Below are 14697 nucleotides of genomic sequence, written 5' to 3' on the forward strand. Positions count from 1 at the left end.
CCCCCTGGGGCCGCGGGCCGAGCGGCCCTTGTGTCGTGCGACGGCGACGAACGGGAGCGCGTTCCGTCGCTTCCGGCCCCCACGGTCCGGTCCGGTGGGCATCGTCCCGGCCAGTGTCAGGTCACTGGCCGCTCAGCTGCCGCCCGGTCGCCCGCGAACCCGTCTCACGCTGCCGTCGCGAGATCATTCTGCGCGCCGAACCCCCCGCCACCAGCCCGTCTTGACGCCCTCCTTCCGCCCGGCCGCCCATCCTTGACGCCCCACTGACGACTCCCCAGCGGGACGGCTGCGGGGGGGCCCGACCGGGGAGCCGATCAGGGAGCCGATCCGGGAGGTCATCGCGCTCGGCTCCGCGCCCTACGGCCTGCGGGGGCGGATGCGGGCGGCGAGTACGGCGACGTCGTCCTCGGCGTGGCGGGCGTCCAGGGCCGCCACCACCGCGTCCACCATCTCCTCCACCGTTTCACCGACCGGCAGCCGCAGCCCGGCCAGCCGGGCCAGCGAGACGTCGATGTCCTCGCCGCGCCGCTCCACCAGCCCGTCGGTGAACATCAGCAGGGTCTCCTCAGTGGTGATCCGCCGGGTCACACCCTCGTAGCCGCCCACCCCGGTGCCCAGCGGCGGACCCACCGGCACGTCGACCAGGACCGCCGTGCTGTCCGCCCCGAAGATCGCCGGCGGCAGATGGCCGGCGCTGGCGAAGTCCGCCACCCCGCGCGCGGGGTCGACCCGTACGAGCAGGCAGGTGGCCGGCCGCCGGGCCGGGTCCTCGGCCACCAGCGCGTCCAGCTGGCGCAGCACGCGGTGCGGGGCGAGATCCGTGGAGGCCACGTCGCGCAGCGTGGAACGGTAGGCGTTCATGTCGACGGCGGCATCGAGCCCGTGGCCCATCACGTCCCCGACCACCAGCAGCGTGCGGCCGAAGTGCAGCCGGACCGTCTCGAACCAGTCCCCGCCCACCAGGGCCCGGGAGCCGGCCGGCAGATAGCGGCTGGCCATCTCCAGATTGGGGTGCGGCCGGCCCGGCTCCGAGACCAGCGCCCGCTGGAGGTGCAGTGCCGTGTCCTCGGTGGCGGCCAGCTCCCGGGCGTGCCCCAGGTGCACCGCCGCCAGCCGGGCCGTGAAGTGGGCCGTCGCCGCCTCGTGGTCGCTGAAGCCGCCGTGGGCCCGTACGGCCAACACCGCGCCGTGGACCCGGTTCCGGGCCAGCAGCGGAACCGACACGAGGTGCACCCGGGTGCCGCCGGAGACCACCACCCACTCGGAGAGGGGGTGTCCGCCGTCCATGGCGCGTACGGAGGCCGACTCGTCGGTCTGCACGGTCAGCAGCCCGACGGCCCCGGCCACCGCGACCCGTCTCAGCCCGCCGTCCTCGGTCCGCAGGTCCACCGCCACGGCGTCGCACAGGTTGCGGAACAGGAAGCCGGCCAGCTCCTCGCACGTGGCGTTCTCGTCGAGCGTCGTCCCGATCTGCTCGGCCGCGGCCTCCATCGTGCGCAGCCGCGCGCGCAGCGCCTCGTACTCCCCCGGTGGCCCGGCGGACCTCCCGTCATGCTCCGACAAGACACCTCCCCCGGCCCCGGCAGCCGAAGAAGCCATTCCACCAGCACCGCCCGCCGGCCGCACGTGCGCCGCGCGCCTGCCGGGCCGGCGGATCACCGCGGCGTCCCCGCGGTCACCGCCCGCCACCCAGTAGAGTCGGCCGACTCAACGATCACGGGGGAAACCATGACCATGACCATGCCCACATCCATATCGATGTCGACGCTGCGGGGTACCGCGGTCCTCGCCGCAGCCCTGGCGGCGCTCAGCGTCTCCTGCAGCACGAGCCCGAAGGAGAGCGCGCCGCCCGCCGCCTCGTCCGCGCCCGCGGCCGATCCGAGCGCTGCGGCCACCCCGAGCGCAGCGGGCTCCGCGGCGCCCGACGCCTCCGCGCCCGCATCGCCCCCGGCGGCGTCCCATACGCCTTCGCCGCAGCGCTCCGAGCCGGTGAGCCTGGTCCGGGACGCCTTCGCGGGACTCCAGGCCACCCTGGGCGAATCGTGCACCCCGGGCAACTGTGCCTACTTCCTCGGCCGGGTCTACGACGAACTGCACCGCATGGACGCGGCGATGAAGGCCGACGCGAAGGGCCCCGGCCACTTCCCCGAGCCGATCGCTCTGATCAAGAAGCTCGACGCGGAGCTCGCCGGGGACCGGTCCTTCGAGAACCTGAAGAAGCACCAGACCACGCTGATCGGCACCCGCGACAAGATCAACACCTGGATGCAGGGCCACCCCGACGACTACCGCTGACGGGCGGCCAGCAGCACCTCCAGGGCCCGGGCGGTGTCCGGATGGCGGGTGATCAAGGCCGCGCCCGCCCGGCCCTGGTCCGGCGCGGTCCACGTGCCCTCGCAGCCCAGCAGGGCGGCGACCGCGTCGCAGGTCTCCGGATGGTCCGTCAGCAGCGCGGCGGCTCGGCCTCGGGCGGGGGCCGCGGCCGCCGCTGCCGGCTGGTCCAGCCACGGCGGCACCCACGTGTCCAGCGCGGCCAGCCGGCCGGGGAAGATCCGCCCGGCCTCGCGGATCAGCAGCGGAGCCAGCTCGGCGCCGCCGGACCGCAGCGTCGTGATCAGGGTCGGCAGCCAGGGCAGCAGCACTGGATCCGGGAGCCGCGCGAACGCGTTCGACACCGTCTCCACGACGAAGTCGGCCAGCTGCGGCACCGGCTCCAGCGCGTGCAGGAATCCGCTGAGGTAGCGCGGATAGGCGGGCACGACCAGGGGGTTGTCCAGCAGTTCGTCGCAGCGCGCCCGCAGCTCCGTACGGGAGAGCTGCCCGAGGTGCACCCGGGCCGCCCACAGCAGCGCCACCTTGGCCGGCTCCTGCGGATGCGACTGTGCGAAGGCCAGCTCCAGCTGGGTCCGGTCGCAGCCGAGCGACAGGGCCAGGCCCTCCATGCTGAACAGGAAGCCCAGCATCGCGGCGACCTGCCGGACGGTCGCGTCCTCGTCGGTGCACGCCGTCGGCAGCAGAGTGCAGTAGTGCGCGTAGCCCGTCTTGACGAACGACTCGATCCACGCGGGCAGCACCGGTTCGCTGGTCCGGTAGTAGCCCAGCAGCCTCCGCACCCGCCGCAGCACTTCCGGCGCGCCGTCGACGCTGCGCTCGGTGGCCAGGATCTCCAGGGCGCGCGTGCCCAGTTCGTCGGCGAGGCGGCGGCTGGGCAAGTACAGCGTCGCGTCCTCCACGGCCTGGAGCACCGTCGCCGTCGTCGCCTGCGGCCCGTACGCGGTGCGCCGCAGGCGCTGCTCCAGGACCTGCTCGATGCTGACTCCCTCGTAACCGAGCTCGATCAGCGCCCGCTGGTGCGTGCCCAGCGCGAGGTCCCACGACTCCTGGATCGGCCGCTCGCCCAGCCGCCGCTCGCCCATGATCGGCCGCGCCGTGCCCTGCGGCATCAGGTGGCGCAGCATCCACAGGACGTCGGAGCACTTCTCCAGCTCGGGGCGGGAGGCCATGTCCAGCAAGGCCCGCTGCACACCGCGCTGCTGGAGCCGCAGACCCAGCGGGGCGAGCCGGTCGTGCACGTCGCGCGCCAGCGGCGGCAGCGCGTCGTAGCCGACCTGGCCGATCCGGTCGCCGCCCATCATGATCTCGACGAGGCGGCGCACATCGCGCCGGCCCGGCACCGTGTCCTTCTCGATGCAGGTGATCGCCGCGTCCTGGAAGTCGTACGGTGTGGGCTTGGCCCGGTCGCGCATGCCGGCCAGCAGGATCGACGTCTCGAAGACGGCGATGGCGTCGGCGGTGGAGGCGAGGTAGCCGTTCCGGCGAGCGGCGCGCACGATCTCCACCGACCAGCCGAGCAGTTCGGCCTCGTCCAGGCGGTCGAGTACGGGCGGACGCCGCAGGAACCCGGACAGCATGTCGGTGGCCGTATCGGGAGCCGGCTCCTGCGCCGCCAGGGCGGGAGCCGCCGCCTTGCGCGGCTTCGCCGCCTTCTTCGTGCCCGCCTGCCCCGCGAGCCGGAACGGCCGTATCCGCGTCCGCTTGAGGTTCTTCGCCCACTGCGTGGCCGTGATCGACACGGAGCCCGCCGCGAGGCCGAACTGCGCCTCGATCGCCGCGTGGCTGGACGGGATGAGGCCGTACTGCCACGTACTCGCGCTCGGCGGGCTGATCTCGAAGGTGTCGGCGCCGTGGACACCGAACTCGGCGACGCGGCTGGCCGCGTGGAACGCCCCGCAGACGTACAGGCAGTCGGCGGGATCGGTGCCGGACGCGGCGAGGTGCTCGCGCATCCTGGTCCACATGTGGCGCTCGCGGTCCTCGTCCACGCGCACCCGGGCCGGATCCCCCGGCGCCAGCCGCCGGAACAGACTGCCGATCAGCAGCATGACCTGCCGGTACGTGTCGTGGTCGCTGTCGCCGAGGGGCAGTTCGACGTACTGGTGCCACCACTCCGACCAGTGCCGCACCCGTCCGTGGTGCAACAGGTGCTCCTCCAGTTCGGCGAAGCGCGGGCGCAGGTCGCCGATCTCCACGCCGACCGCGTCGCCGTGCAGCGCGGCCTCCTCCTCGGGCGCGGCGGGCGCGTCCGGGTCGGCCGGCTCCCCGGCCGGCTGCGCCCCGTCGTCCGCCTGCCACTGGAAGACGTGGTCCGAGGAGCGGTCGACGAGGATCAGCTCGACGCCCGGCGTGTCCAGCGCGTAGGCGATCGCCTGGTACTCGGCCGAGGCCTCCGTGATCGGTGCGACCACCGACAGCGGCGCCCATTCGGCCGGGAAACCGTCGACCTCGCTCGCGAACGCCTGCACCGCCACCGGGAGCCGGCAGTTGCGCAGCTCGGTCAGGAGCGGCGCCATGTCCTCGCAGAGCTCCAGGTAGACCACCTTCGGCTGCTTCTCCCGCAGCCGCCGTGCCATCGCGACGGCCGAGGCCGGCGAGTGGTGGCAGACGGGGAAGACCTCCAGCGGTTCGCGTACGGCGCGGTCGACGTCGTCGACGATGCCGAGGAGGATCCCCTCCAGCGCGTCGGGTCCGTCGGCGAAGGCCGTGGCGGCTTCCTGGAGCTGCGTGCGCAGCGCGTCGAAGGTCGTGCCGTGCTGCACGGGGCTCTCCTGTACCGCGCTCTCCTGCACTGAGGTCTCCTGTGCGGGGCTCATGACAGGGTGGCGATCGCGTCGCGGCCGCCCTCCAGGAACTCCGGCCAGGAGCCGCCCTCTTCCTTGCTGCGCGGCTCGACGACTCCGTGCAGGTACTTGTTGAGGATGGCCAGGTCCTCCGGCTCGCGCCGCGCCAGCGAGCCGACGAGCGAGGAGGCCAGCGTGCGGGCGGTCAGGGTGCGCTCGCCGAAGAAGTTGCCGTGCAGGATCGCGTCCTCGAGCACACCGATCTGCTCGGCGGTCGACAGCGCCGACTCCAGCTTCTCGTCGTCGCTGCCGGCCGCGGCGGCCGAGGCGCGCAGATCGGTGAAGCTCTGGAGCAGTACGTCGAGCAGGGTCGGCGGCACGTCCAGCTCGATCTGGTGGCGGCGCAGGAGTTCCTCGGTGCGGAAGCGGACGATCTCCTCCTCGCTCTTCTTGTTCGTCACCACGGGGATGCGGACGAAGTTGAAGCGGCGCTTGAGCGCGGAGGACAGGTCGTTGACGCCGCGGTCGCGGCTGTTGGCCGTCGCGATGACGGAGAAGCCGGGCTTGGCGAAGACGATGTTCTCGCTGTCCAGCTCGGGGACCGAGATGTACTTCTCCGACAGGATCGAGATCAGGGCGTCCTGGACGTCACTGGTGGAGCGGGTGAGCTCCTCGAAGCGCCCGATCGCGCCGGTCTCCATCGCGGTCATGATCGGCGAAGGGATCATCGACTCCCGCGACTGGCCCTTGGCGATCACCATGGACACGTTCCAGGAGTACTTGATGTGGTCCTCGGTGGTTCCGGCCGTACCCTGCACCACCAGCGTGGAGTTGCGGCAGATCGCGGCGGACAGCAGTTCGGCCAGCCAGCTCTTGCCGGTGCCGGGGTCTCCGATCAGCAGCAGGCCGCGGTCGGAGGCCAGGGTGACGATGGAACGCTCGACGAAGCTGCGGTCTCCGTACCACTTCTGGGAGATCTCCCGGTCGAGGCCGTCGGAGCGCTCGGACCCCAGGATGAACAGGCGGACCATCTTCGGGGAGAGGCGCCAGGAGAAGGGCTTGGGGCCGTCGTCGACGGACTCCAGCCAGGCCAGCTCCTCGGCGTACTTGATCTCGGCGGGGGCGCGCAACAGGTCGGACATGTCAGGGCCTTTCTCGGAATACGGGATACGGAACGCGGAATATCGGAGGAATCAGGTGAGGAACGTCTTGAGCTCGTGGACGAGCTTGCGGATGTGGCCGGAGAGCACCGGCGTGCCGAGGTCCTTGAAGCGCTCCCGGAACCACGGATTGACGCTGCCGCGGCCGGAGCTGGTCACCGAGCCGACCGGGATGAACTTGGCGCCCGAACGGTGGATGGCGGCCATGCTCTCGAACAGCGGCTCGGTCTGCCATTCGTAGAAGTCCGAGATCCACACCACGACGGTGTTGCGCGGCTCGGCGATCTTCGGCTGGGCCAGCGCCATCGCGACGGTGCCGTCGGTGCCGCCTCCGAGGTTGGTGCGCAGCAGGGTTTCGAACGGGTCGTGCACCCACGGGGTGAGGTCGAGCGCCTGCGTGTCGTACGCGATGAGGTGGACGTCCACCTTCGGCAGTCCGGCGAAGATCGAGGCCAGGATGGTGCAGTTGACCATCGAGTCGACCATCGACCCCGACTGGTCGACGACCACGATCAGCCGCTGCGGGGTCGTCTTGCGCGCGGTGTGCCGGTAGTAGAGGCGGTCCACGTAGAGCCGCTCCTCCTCCGGGCTCCAGTTGGTGAGGTTCTTCCAGATCGTCCGGTCGAGGTCGAGGTTGCGGAACACCCGTTTGGGCGGGACCGAGCGGTCCAGGGCGCCGACCGTGGTCTTCTCCACCTGGGTGCGCAGCACCTCGGCGACCTCGTCGACGAAGCGGCGGATCAAGGCCTTCGCGTTGGCCAGGGCCACGCCGGACAGGTTGTTCTTGTCGCGCAGCAGCTGCTCGATCAGCGACATGCTGGGGGTCAGCCGAGCGGCGAGCTGGGGGTCGGCCAGTACCTCGCGCAAGTGCATCCGCTTGACGAGGTCGGCCTCGATGGCACCGAGTTCCGGGCCGATTCCCCCGGCCCGGGCGCCTCGCAGCTCGCCGGGCTTGCGGCCGAGCGAACGCTCCAGCCAGCCCGCGTCGGACTGCCAGCGGGAGAGCTGCCCGGCCGTGACCGTGCCGGAGCCGGAGGAGAAGACGTTGAGCAGCACCTTGGAGACGAGTGCCGCGCGCCGTACCTCGGCGGCCCGGTCGCGTCCGCCGTCACCGTCATCGTCACCGTCATCGACAGCGGCCGACGCGGGCTCTGGGCCCGGCTCGGGATCCGGCTCGGGCGGAACCATCAGGCCGTCGAACTCGGCGGCCAGCTCCGGGTGGCGCTGCACGACCGAATCGACGGACGCCTGCGGGTCCAGCAGCGCGGTCGGCAGGCCGAGGTCCTCGACCACGGCCAGGCTCGCGGACTCCAGCGTCGCCTGCTCCTCCGGATCGAAGAGCCGGGCGAGGAGCCGCCAGTACAGCACCTGCCGGCGGTTGTCATCGGGGGCGGGGAGCACCTCGGCCCCCTGTTCCTGTCCGGTCATTTCCGCAGCAGCCTTCCGGCTCGTTCGCGCAGCACCGCCGCGGCGTCGGTCGCGGCCTTCTCGGCCTTCACCCCGGCCTTGTCGGCCGTGCCCCCGGCCCACGCCCCGGCGTGCACCGCGACCGCCTTCTTCCGTACGGTGGTCTCGACGGCGAGCGGCTGGACGGTGAAGGTCCCGGCGTCCCAGCGGAGCAGGCCGATGCACGCGTTCGACGTGGCGACGGCTTCCGGGGTGAGGGGTCCGGCGGTCGGGATCCGGTCCGCGTCCACGGCGAAATCGGCCCCCGCGAGGGTCAATGTGAGCGCACCCTCATCATCCGAACGGGTGGCATAGCCCTCCAGGAAGACGGGTACGGCGATCCGCGCCGGGTGCCGGTCCAGGGGCGCGGTCGCCGGAGCACTCGCGGCGGACAGGGCCACGCGGGCGGTCGCGAAGGCGTCGACGGCCTCGCCGGGGCGGGCGTACGCGTCGCTCCAGATCAGGTCGCCCTCGGCGGTGACCGGCATGTCGGCGAGGTCCATCGAGCGGCCTTCGCCGACCGCTGCCAGGAGCGACATGTGCGGGCGGAGCAACTGCCACAGGCCGGCCCCGACGACCGTGTCGGGCTTCGGCGCCGAGACGCAGGCCCGCACCAGCCGGGGCGCGGCCCCGTCCGCGGGCTCGAACACCGCGTGGACCTGGGCCTGTACGGCGGTCGCGTGCTCGTGCAGGTCGACGCCGAGCGGCAGGAGCCGGCCGGTGACCGTCCCGGTCACGGGTACGTCGGCGGCGCCGGGCAGCGTCAGCAGCAGCGCACGCGACCACAGGTCGGCCCAGCGGCGTACGGGGACACGGTCCAGGGTGGCACCCGGGCAGCAGGCGGCCAGTTCGGCGGCGAACCCGTCGAGGAGCGTCGCCAGGCGGCGCAGCGCCGGGTCGGGAAGCATGGCGGAGACGACCGGCGCCGACGCGGAGACCAGGTCGTGGTCGATGCCCTGCCAGCCGCATCGGGCGAGGTCGCAGAGCCAGGAGCGGGCTGCGGCGAGCAGGTTCGGCGCCTGCGGCCCGCCGGGGGCCGGGACGCTCCCCTTGCCGCGGGGCCGGCCGGTCACCTCCTCGACGCGGGTCGTCAGCGCGTCGTGGACGGAGCCGAGCAGTGCGGTACGGGCGGCGGCGAGGGCCGCGAAGTGGTCTTCGCCCGCGGCTCCGGCCGCCGTCTTCTCGGCGGCTTCGGCGGCCACGGCGGCCAGCGGGCTCCCCGCGACGGCGTCGGCGAGCTCGGACAGACCGGCGGCCTGGGCCGGCCGGGGGCGCAGGAGGCCGGTGACGAGGACCTCGTCGAAGGCGTCGACGGCGGCCAGGGCTTCGTCGAGCCCGGCGACGGTCTCGACGAGCGGGTCGGCGCGGTCCCCCGCACCCGTCGCCACCTCCCTGGTCGGCGGGAACCACTGCATCTCGGGCAACGGTGCGGTGGTCGGAGCGAGTTCCAGGTACGCCAGATGGCGCAGGAACCGGCTGAACACGGGCGCGGCGGCCGCGGTGTCCCCCTGCGGAGGCCGGGCGCCGACCATGTCGGCGGTGATGCCCGCCGCGGTCGGCTCACCGTCGGCGGCCGGGGCGCGCAGGTAGCGGGCCACGCGCGGGGCGCCGTACTGGAGCACCGCCTCGTTGATCAGGGCCCGGATGTGGTTGCAGAACGAGCCCCGCGCGCCGCCGCAGGGCCGGTTGTTGTTGGTGCTGCACGCGAACGCGTAGGTACCGGCCGCGACCGACGAGACGTAGACCCGCTCTATGTCCGATCCACTGGACACCACGCCCTGCAGGCGTCCGTCGGCGAGTTCGGCGAACGGGACCTTGGCGAGTTTGCGCGGCCGCGCGGGTGGTACCACCCGGGCCGTGCTCGACCTCTCCCAATCTGACAACGCACCCATCTCCTATGCAGCAAGGCGAGTTCCGCGCCATTCGGCGGACACTGCTGAACATAGGTGCGAGCACTGACAACGCCCTGGTCGCGGGCCGTCTTAGCCTTCTGCCAGCTGGGCCACCCAGCCGTACGGAAGCTCCGCGCCGTCGAGCGTCACCGCTTCGACGGTACGCGTCAGGGGGTCGATGTCGGCCTGTACGCCTTCGCCCGCGTAGCGCGGGTAGCCGGAGGCCCCGAAGTCACCGGTGGCCTCGACCACGGCGGTGCGCAGCACACCGCGCCGGGCGGAATCACCGGGCTCGGCGAGCCCCGGGCGCAGGACGACGGTGTACCGGCCGGGGGCCGATGCGGAGGCGGGGTCGGGCTCGGCTGAGGGGTTCATGCAGCCCAGGCTAGCCATCGCCCGGCCGATCGGCCGGTATCCCGGGGCCGCGCCCGGTTCGCGTCCGCCATGCGCCGTCCGCCATGCGCCGACCGCCCGACCGCCGTCCGCCGACCGGCACGGCCCCGCGGCGTTCGGGCGGCTCAGCGTCCGGGCGCCGCGCCCGTTCCGGCGCCCGTTCCGGCGCCGGTTCCCGCATGGCCGGTGCCGGCACCGGCGCGGGGTTCCACTTGGCGCAGTTCGGCGAGGAGTTCGCTCTGGCCTGCCAGCAGCTCGGTCAGGATGCGGCGGGCAGCGCGCAGGAGCTCGGCGACGTCGCCCCCGGCGAGGGCGTAGTTGACGGTCGCGCCCTCGCGCGTGGAGACGACGATGCCGGAGCGGCGCAGGACCGCCAGTTGCTGGGACAGGTTGGACGGCTCGATGTCGATCTCGGCCAGGAGTTCGCGTACGGGCCTCGGACCGTTCTGCAGGAGTTCCAGAACACGGATCCTGACGGGGTGTCCGAGCATGCGGAAGAATTCGGCTTTCGCCTGGTACAGGGGTACCTGCTTGCCCACGAACGCTCCCGCCGTTGCCTTCGACCCGTATGTGCGGTCCGGGGCGGGTGAGTTGCCCGCCCCCCCCTGCACCCATCATTCCGCCCGGTGGGCCCACGCGCGCCCCTGCTTGACCAATTTCGGATGTGCCGGATTGAAGACTTCTTCAATTCGTGGGCATGCGTGGGCTCGAGGAAGCGGCGCCTAGACCTCCAATGCGGATTCGATGCGCTTGAGCTGGTGCCGGGCCATGGCCAGATTGGAGTTCGCCTTGTTCAGCACGACGTACAGGAACAGCCCGTTGGTTCCCCGGCCCCGCAGCAGCCGGATCAGATGGTACTGATTCCCGAGGGTGATGAGCAGGTCTTCGATCTCGTCGTCCAGGCCGAGCATTTCCATGGTGCGGACCTTGGCCCGGATCACATCGGTGTTTCCCGCCGCGGCGACCGCCAAGTCGAGATCCTTGCCGCCACCGAGCGTTCCCAGTGCCATTCCGCTGGTGTAGTCGACCAGGGCGACCCCCAGGCTGCCCTCGATCGAGGTCATCGTCTCCTTCAACGAGACTTCCACATTCGCCATCGGTGCCCGCTCCCTCATCTCCGCGTTCACGGCCGGTGCCGGCTCGCGCCGCACACCGGACCACTTGTGAGGCTGACGCTACTGAGCGTGCGTGGAAGCGTGGGGAGAACGGGAGATTTGACGGAAAACCTCCCATCCCTCGTCTAAGATCCGCCCGGCACGCACGGCCGCGCGATCGCGCCGTGCTCCAGTGCCACGTACAGGGCGCCGTCCGGGCCGAAGGCCAGGCCGTGGGGCTCGCTCCCGGGCGGGTCAAGCGGGTACGAGTCGACCCGGCCCGCCAGGGTGATGCAGCCGATCCGGCCCGAGCCCCACTCGGTGAACCAGAGGCGGCCGTCCGGGCCGGAGGTGATCGCGTGGGGCCGGCAGGCCGCGTCGGCCAGCGGAAACTCGGTGATCTCACCGAGGGGCGTGATCCGGCCGATCCGCCCGGCCCCGATCTCGGTGAACCACAGCGCCCCGTCGGCGCCCGCGCAGATCCCCACGGGAGCGGCCTGTGCGGTGGGCAGCGGGTGCACGGTGACGTTCCCGTCCGTGGTGATCCGCCCCACCGCGTTCGCCTGGTTGAGGGTGAACCACAGCGCGCCGTCCTCCCCCGCCGTGATCATGCCGGGGAACCCGCCGGCCACGGGCAGCGGGAACTCCCGGACCTCGCCGTCCGTGGTGATCCGGCCGATCCGGTCGGCGTGCAGCTGCGTGAACCAGAGGGCGCCGTCGGGGCCCGCGGCGATGCCGTACGGGCCGCCGCCGGGGCCGGGGAGGGCGTACGAGCAGGACTCGCCGCCGGTCGTGATGCGGCCGATCCGGTGGTCCTGGGTACGGGTGAACCAGAGGGCGCCGTCCGGTCCGGCGGTGATGAGCGACGGGCCGCAGGAGGGCGAGTCCAGGGCGTACGTGGCGAGTTGCCCGTCGGGGGCCAGGCGGGCGACGGCACCCGCATGGACGAGGGTGCACCACAGCGCGCCGTCGGGACCGGCGGTGAGCGCGTACGGGCCCGAGGCCGGATCCGGGACGGGGAACGCGGTGGGGGCGCGCCGCCCGGCGGACTCGGGAGAGGTCGGAGATGGTACTGACACGGGTGCCTCTTTCAGAGGGGGGTGGGACGTGGACGCAAGGGCGTCATGCGGCCGGCGGGACCGCCTGGGCCTGCTCGTGTGCGTGCGCGTGCAGGTGCGGGTGCGGGTGGAGCTCCAGGCTCCGTCCCCGCCACCGGGCGCGCAGCATCCGGTCGTGGCTGACGAGGACGACCGCTCCGGGGAAGCCGGCGAGGGCGGTCTCCAACTCCTCGACCAGCGCGGGGGAAAGGTGGTTGGTCGGCTCGTCCAGCAGGAGCACATCGGCCGGTTCCGAGACCATGCGGGCCAGCGCGAGCCGCTGCCGCTGCCCCGCGGAGAGGTCCGCGATCCGCACGTCCAGACGGGACCGGTCGAACAGGCCCAAGGCCAGCAGCCGTTCGGCGTGCTCCTCGGCGCTCCCCGCCCGCCCCCGCCCGAACGCGGCGAGCGCGCTGTGGCCGTCCGGACCGGGCTCGGGCAGCTGCGGCAGGTACGCCGTCCGTGCCCCGCCGGGACGTACGACGTGCCCCCGGTCCGGGACCACCGTGCCGGCCAGGATGTCCAACAGGGTGGTCTTGCCCGCGCCGTTCGCGCCCGTGACCAGGACGCGGTCACCTGCCGAGAGGCTCAGCCCCACGGGTGCCAGTCGTCCCGCCACCTCGACGCCGGTCGCCTCCAGCAGCAGGCCGCGCGCACCGCCGCCCCGCAGCGAGGGTGAGAAGCGCAACGGCTCCGGCGGCGCGGGAACCGGGTGCGCGAGGAGCCGGTCCAGGCGCTCCCGGGCGTTGCGGACCCGGGAGGCCAGCGAGGATTGCACCCGGCCCGCCGCACGGTCGTACGCCATCTTGTTGCCGTCCTTCATCGCCCGGCCGGGCGCCACCCGGCGGGCCGTCACCGAGGCGGTCTCGCGCAGTCGGGCCACCTCCGCGCGCCAGGCCGCGTGGGCGTCGGCCCGGCGCTGCCGCTCGGCGGTCCTGCCGGCCAGGTAGCCGGTGTAGCCGTTGCCGTACCGGGTGACGACGTGGCGGTCTCCGTCCACCTCCCACAGCACGGTGCTCACCCGGTCGAGGAACACGCGGTCGTGCGAGACGGCGACCGTCGTTCCGGCGCGGCCCCGCAGGTGGTCTTCGAGCCAGTTCAGGGCGTTGTCGTCGAGGTGGTTGGTGGGTTCGTCGAGGAGGAGCACCTCGGGAGCGGCCACGAGGAGGGCGGCGAGGCGCAGGCGGACCCGTTCCCCGCCCGAGAGGCCGCCGACCGTGCGGTCCCGGGGGAGTTTCACCAGCCCGAGGCCGTTCAGGGTCCGCTCGACGCGGGCGTCGGCGTCGTAGCCGCCGCGCAGTTCGTACGCGGCCAGCAGGTCGGCGTACTCCGTGAGGACGGGGAGCCGGCCCGCGTCCTGCCCCGGCAGGTGCTCGATCCCCTCGGCCATGGCAGCTTCGAGCAGGCGCATCCGCCGCTCCATGGCCCGCAGTTCACTCAGGGCGCGGTCGAGGATCCGCTGCACGGTGTGGTGGGCGGGGAGCCGCTCCTCTTGCGCGAGGTGGCCGATCCCGCCGTCGGCCTGAGCGAAGACCTCGCCGCGGTCGGGTGCCTCCAGCCCGGCGAAGAGGCGGAGCAGGGTGGACTTGCCGGAGCCGTTCTCCCCGACGATGCCGAGGCGGCCTCCGGCGGGAACGGAGCAGCTGACCGCGTCCAGGACGAGGCGGCCGTCGTAGGACTTGGTGACGTCAAGGGCGCTGAGCTGTGGGGTCATGGGGGTCTGCCGATCCGTCGCGGTGGGTGGCGGGCGCGGGTGCATGCGTGGTGTGCGCAGTGCTGTGGACCATCGGAACCACTCCTTAAAAGCGACGTCGGTTGCGTTAAGATCCTGACATGGACTCTCCTTCCTCCGCAAGCGATCTTCCTGAACCGGCCGTCCGCAAGCGCACCGGCGGCCGCACCGCCCGCGTCCGCGGCCAAGTCCTCGCGGCGGTCGGGGAGCTGCTGGTCGAGGACGGCTGCGACAGCCTCACCGTGGACGCGGTCGCGGGCCGCGCGGGCGTCCACCGCACGACCGTCTACCGCAGGTGGCGGGACGTGGGCGGGCTGCTCGCCGATCTGCTCGACTCCGCGGCGGACGACTCCTGGAGCCCGCCGGACACGGGCTCGCTGGAGGAGGATCTCGCGGCCCTGAACCAGGAGGTGTTCGACGCCCTCGCCGACGGCCCGACCCTGACGACGGTCCTGATCACGGCGTCCTTCCGGTTCGAGGAGGCCGCCCGGGCCCTGAGCCGCTTCTGGGACGACCGCCACGCACGCTCGGCGCCTGTCGTCACTCGGGCGGTGGCCCGGGGGGAAGCTCCCGCGGCCACCGACCCGCGCGCCGTGCTCGTCGCCGCGACGGCCCCGATCTACCACGAGCTCCTGCTGCTCCGGGCCGCACCGGACCCCGCGCTCCCCCGCCGCTCCGCCCGCGCCGCGGCCGCGGCGGCGCGGGCGGGGGCCTTCGCCTCCCCTCCTCCCCCTGGTCCGGCCTGATCCGAAAGACCCGGCCCAGG

The 14697-nt window shown here is 72.8% G+C and carries 12 protein-coding genes and 1 pseudogene; 2 read left to right on the plus strand and 11 right to left on the minus strand.

Annotated features, from left to right (window positions below; all coding sequences use genetic code 11):
* Positions 1-357: 357 nt before the first annotated feature.
* Positions 358-1563, minus strand: coding sequence for a PP2C family protein-serine/threonine phosphatase (locus tag IF02_RS0120450; protein WP_030158975.1), 1206 nt, complete (start codon positions 1561-1563; stop codon positions 358-360).
* A gap of 171 nt (positions 1564-1734) precedes the next feature.
* On the opposite strand from IF02_RS0120450, the gene IF02_RS0120460 reads away from it, so the two are divergent.
* Positions 1735-2295: a hypothetical protein gene (locus IF02_RS0120460; RefSeq protein ID WP_078622209.1), complete on the plus strand. Its 561-nt coding sequence runs from the start codon at positions 1735-1737 to the stop codon at positions 2293-2295.
* Here IF02_RS0120460 and IF02_RS0120465 read toward each other — a convergent pair.
* The 10 genes and pseudogenes from IF02_RS0120465 to abc-f all read right to left on the minus strand — a co-directional run bounded on the left by IF02_RS0120465 (position 2286) and on the right by abc-f (position 13913).
* Complete coding sequence (locus IF02_RS0120465; protein ID WP_030158977.1) at positions 2286-5096, minus strand: DUF5682 family protein; 2811 nt, start codon at positions 5094-5096, stop codon at positions 2286-2288. The two genes, IF02_RS0120460 and IF02_RS0120465, sit on opposite strands and share 10 nt — an antisense overlap.
* Positions 5097-5146: 50 nt before the next feature.
* Positions 5147-6259, minus strand: coding sequence for an ATP-binding protein (locus IF02_RS0120470; protein WP_030158978.1), 1113 nt, complete (start codon positions 6257-6259; stop codon positions 5147-5149).
* 51 nt (positions 6260-6310) lie between these two features.
* The gene (locus IF02_RS0120475) at positions 6311-7705 is read right to left on the minus strand and encodes a VWA domain-containing protein (RefSeq protein ID WP_030158979.1); all 1395 of its coding nucleotides are present in this window, start codon (positions 7703-7705) and stop codon (positions 6311-6313) included.
* Positions 7702-9111, minus strand: coding sequence for a hypothetical protein (locus IF02_RS0120480; RefSeq protein ID WP_030158980.1), 1410 nt, complete (start codon positions 9109-9111; stop codon positions 7702-7704). Before IF02_RS0120480 ends, IF02_RS0120475 begins: the two co-directional genes overlap by 4 nt.
* Positions 9106-9615, minus strand: a pseudogene (locus IF02_RS36120) (hypothetical protein); the annotation flags it as partial. The pseudogene IF02_RS36120 and the gene IF02_RS0120480, both read right to left, overlap by 6 nt.
* 90 nt (positions 9616-9705) lie before the next feature.
* On the minus strand, positions 9706-9990 hold the full coding sequence (locus tag IF02_RS32550) for a hypothetical protein (RefSeq protein ID WP_051696390.1): 285 nt from the start codon (positions 9988-9990) through the stop codon (positions 9706-9708).
* 143 nt (positions 9991-10133) lie between these two features.
* Positions 10134-10547, minus strand: a complete 414-nt coding sequence (locus tag IF02_RS0120490; RefSeq protein WP_267880926.1) for an ArsR/SmtB family transcription factor — start codon at positions 10545-10547, stop codon at positions 10134-10136.
* 183 nt (positions 10548-10730) lie between these two features.
* The gene (locus tag IF02_RS0120495) at positions 10731-11105 is read right to left on the minus strand and encodes a hypothetical protein (protein WP_030158982.1); all 375 of its coding nucleotides are present in this window, start codon (positions 11103-11105) and stop codon (positions 10731-10733) included.
* Positions 11106-11248: 143 nt separating this feature from the next.
* Positions 11249-12181 (minus strand): virginiamycin B lyase, encoded by a 933-nt coding sequence (locus IF02_RS0120500; RefSeq protein WP_037836705.1) that lies wholly within the window; start codon positions 12179-12181, stop codon positions 11249-11251.
* Positions 12182-12224: 43 nt separating this feature from the next.
* Entirely contained in the window at positions 12225-13913 is a 1689-nt protein-coding gene (gene abc-f / locus IF02_RS0120505) for a ribosomal protection-like ABC-F family protein (protein WP_030158985.1), read from the minus strand.
* A 119-nt stretch (positions 13914-14032) separates the two neighbouring features.
* On the opposite strand from abc-f, the gene IF02_RS0120510 reads away from it, so the two are divergent.
* Positions 14033-14677, plus strand: coding sequence for a TetR/AcrR family transcriptional regulator (locus tag IF02_RS0120510; protein WP_030158986.1), 645 nt, complete (start codon positions 14033-14035; stop codon positions 14675-14677).
* The last annotated feature ends 20 nt before the right edge of the window (positions 14678-14697 follow it).

This window comes from Streptomyces sp. NRRL S-244 (assembly GCF_000717915.1).
In the GTDB taxonomy this organism is placed as follows: Bacteria; Actinomycetota; Actinomycetes; order Streptomycetales; family Streptomycetaceae; genus Streptomyces.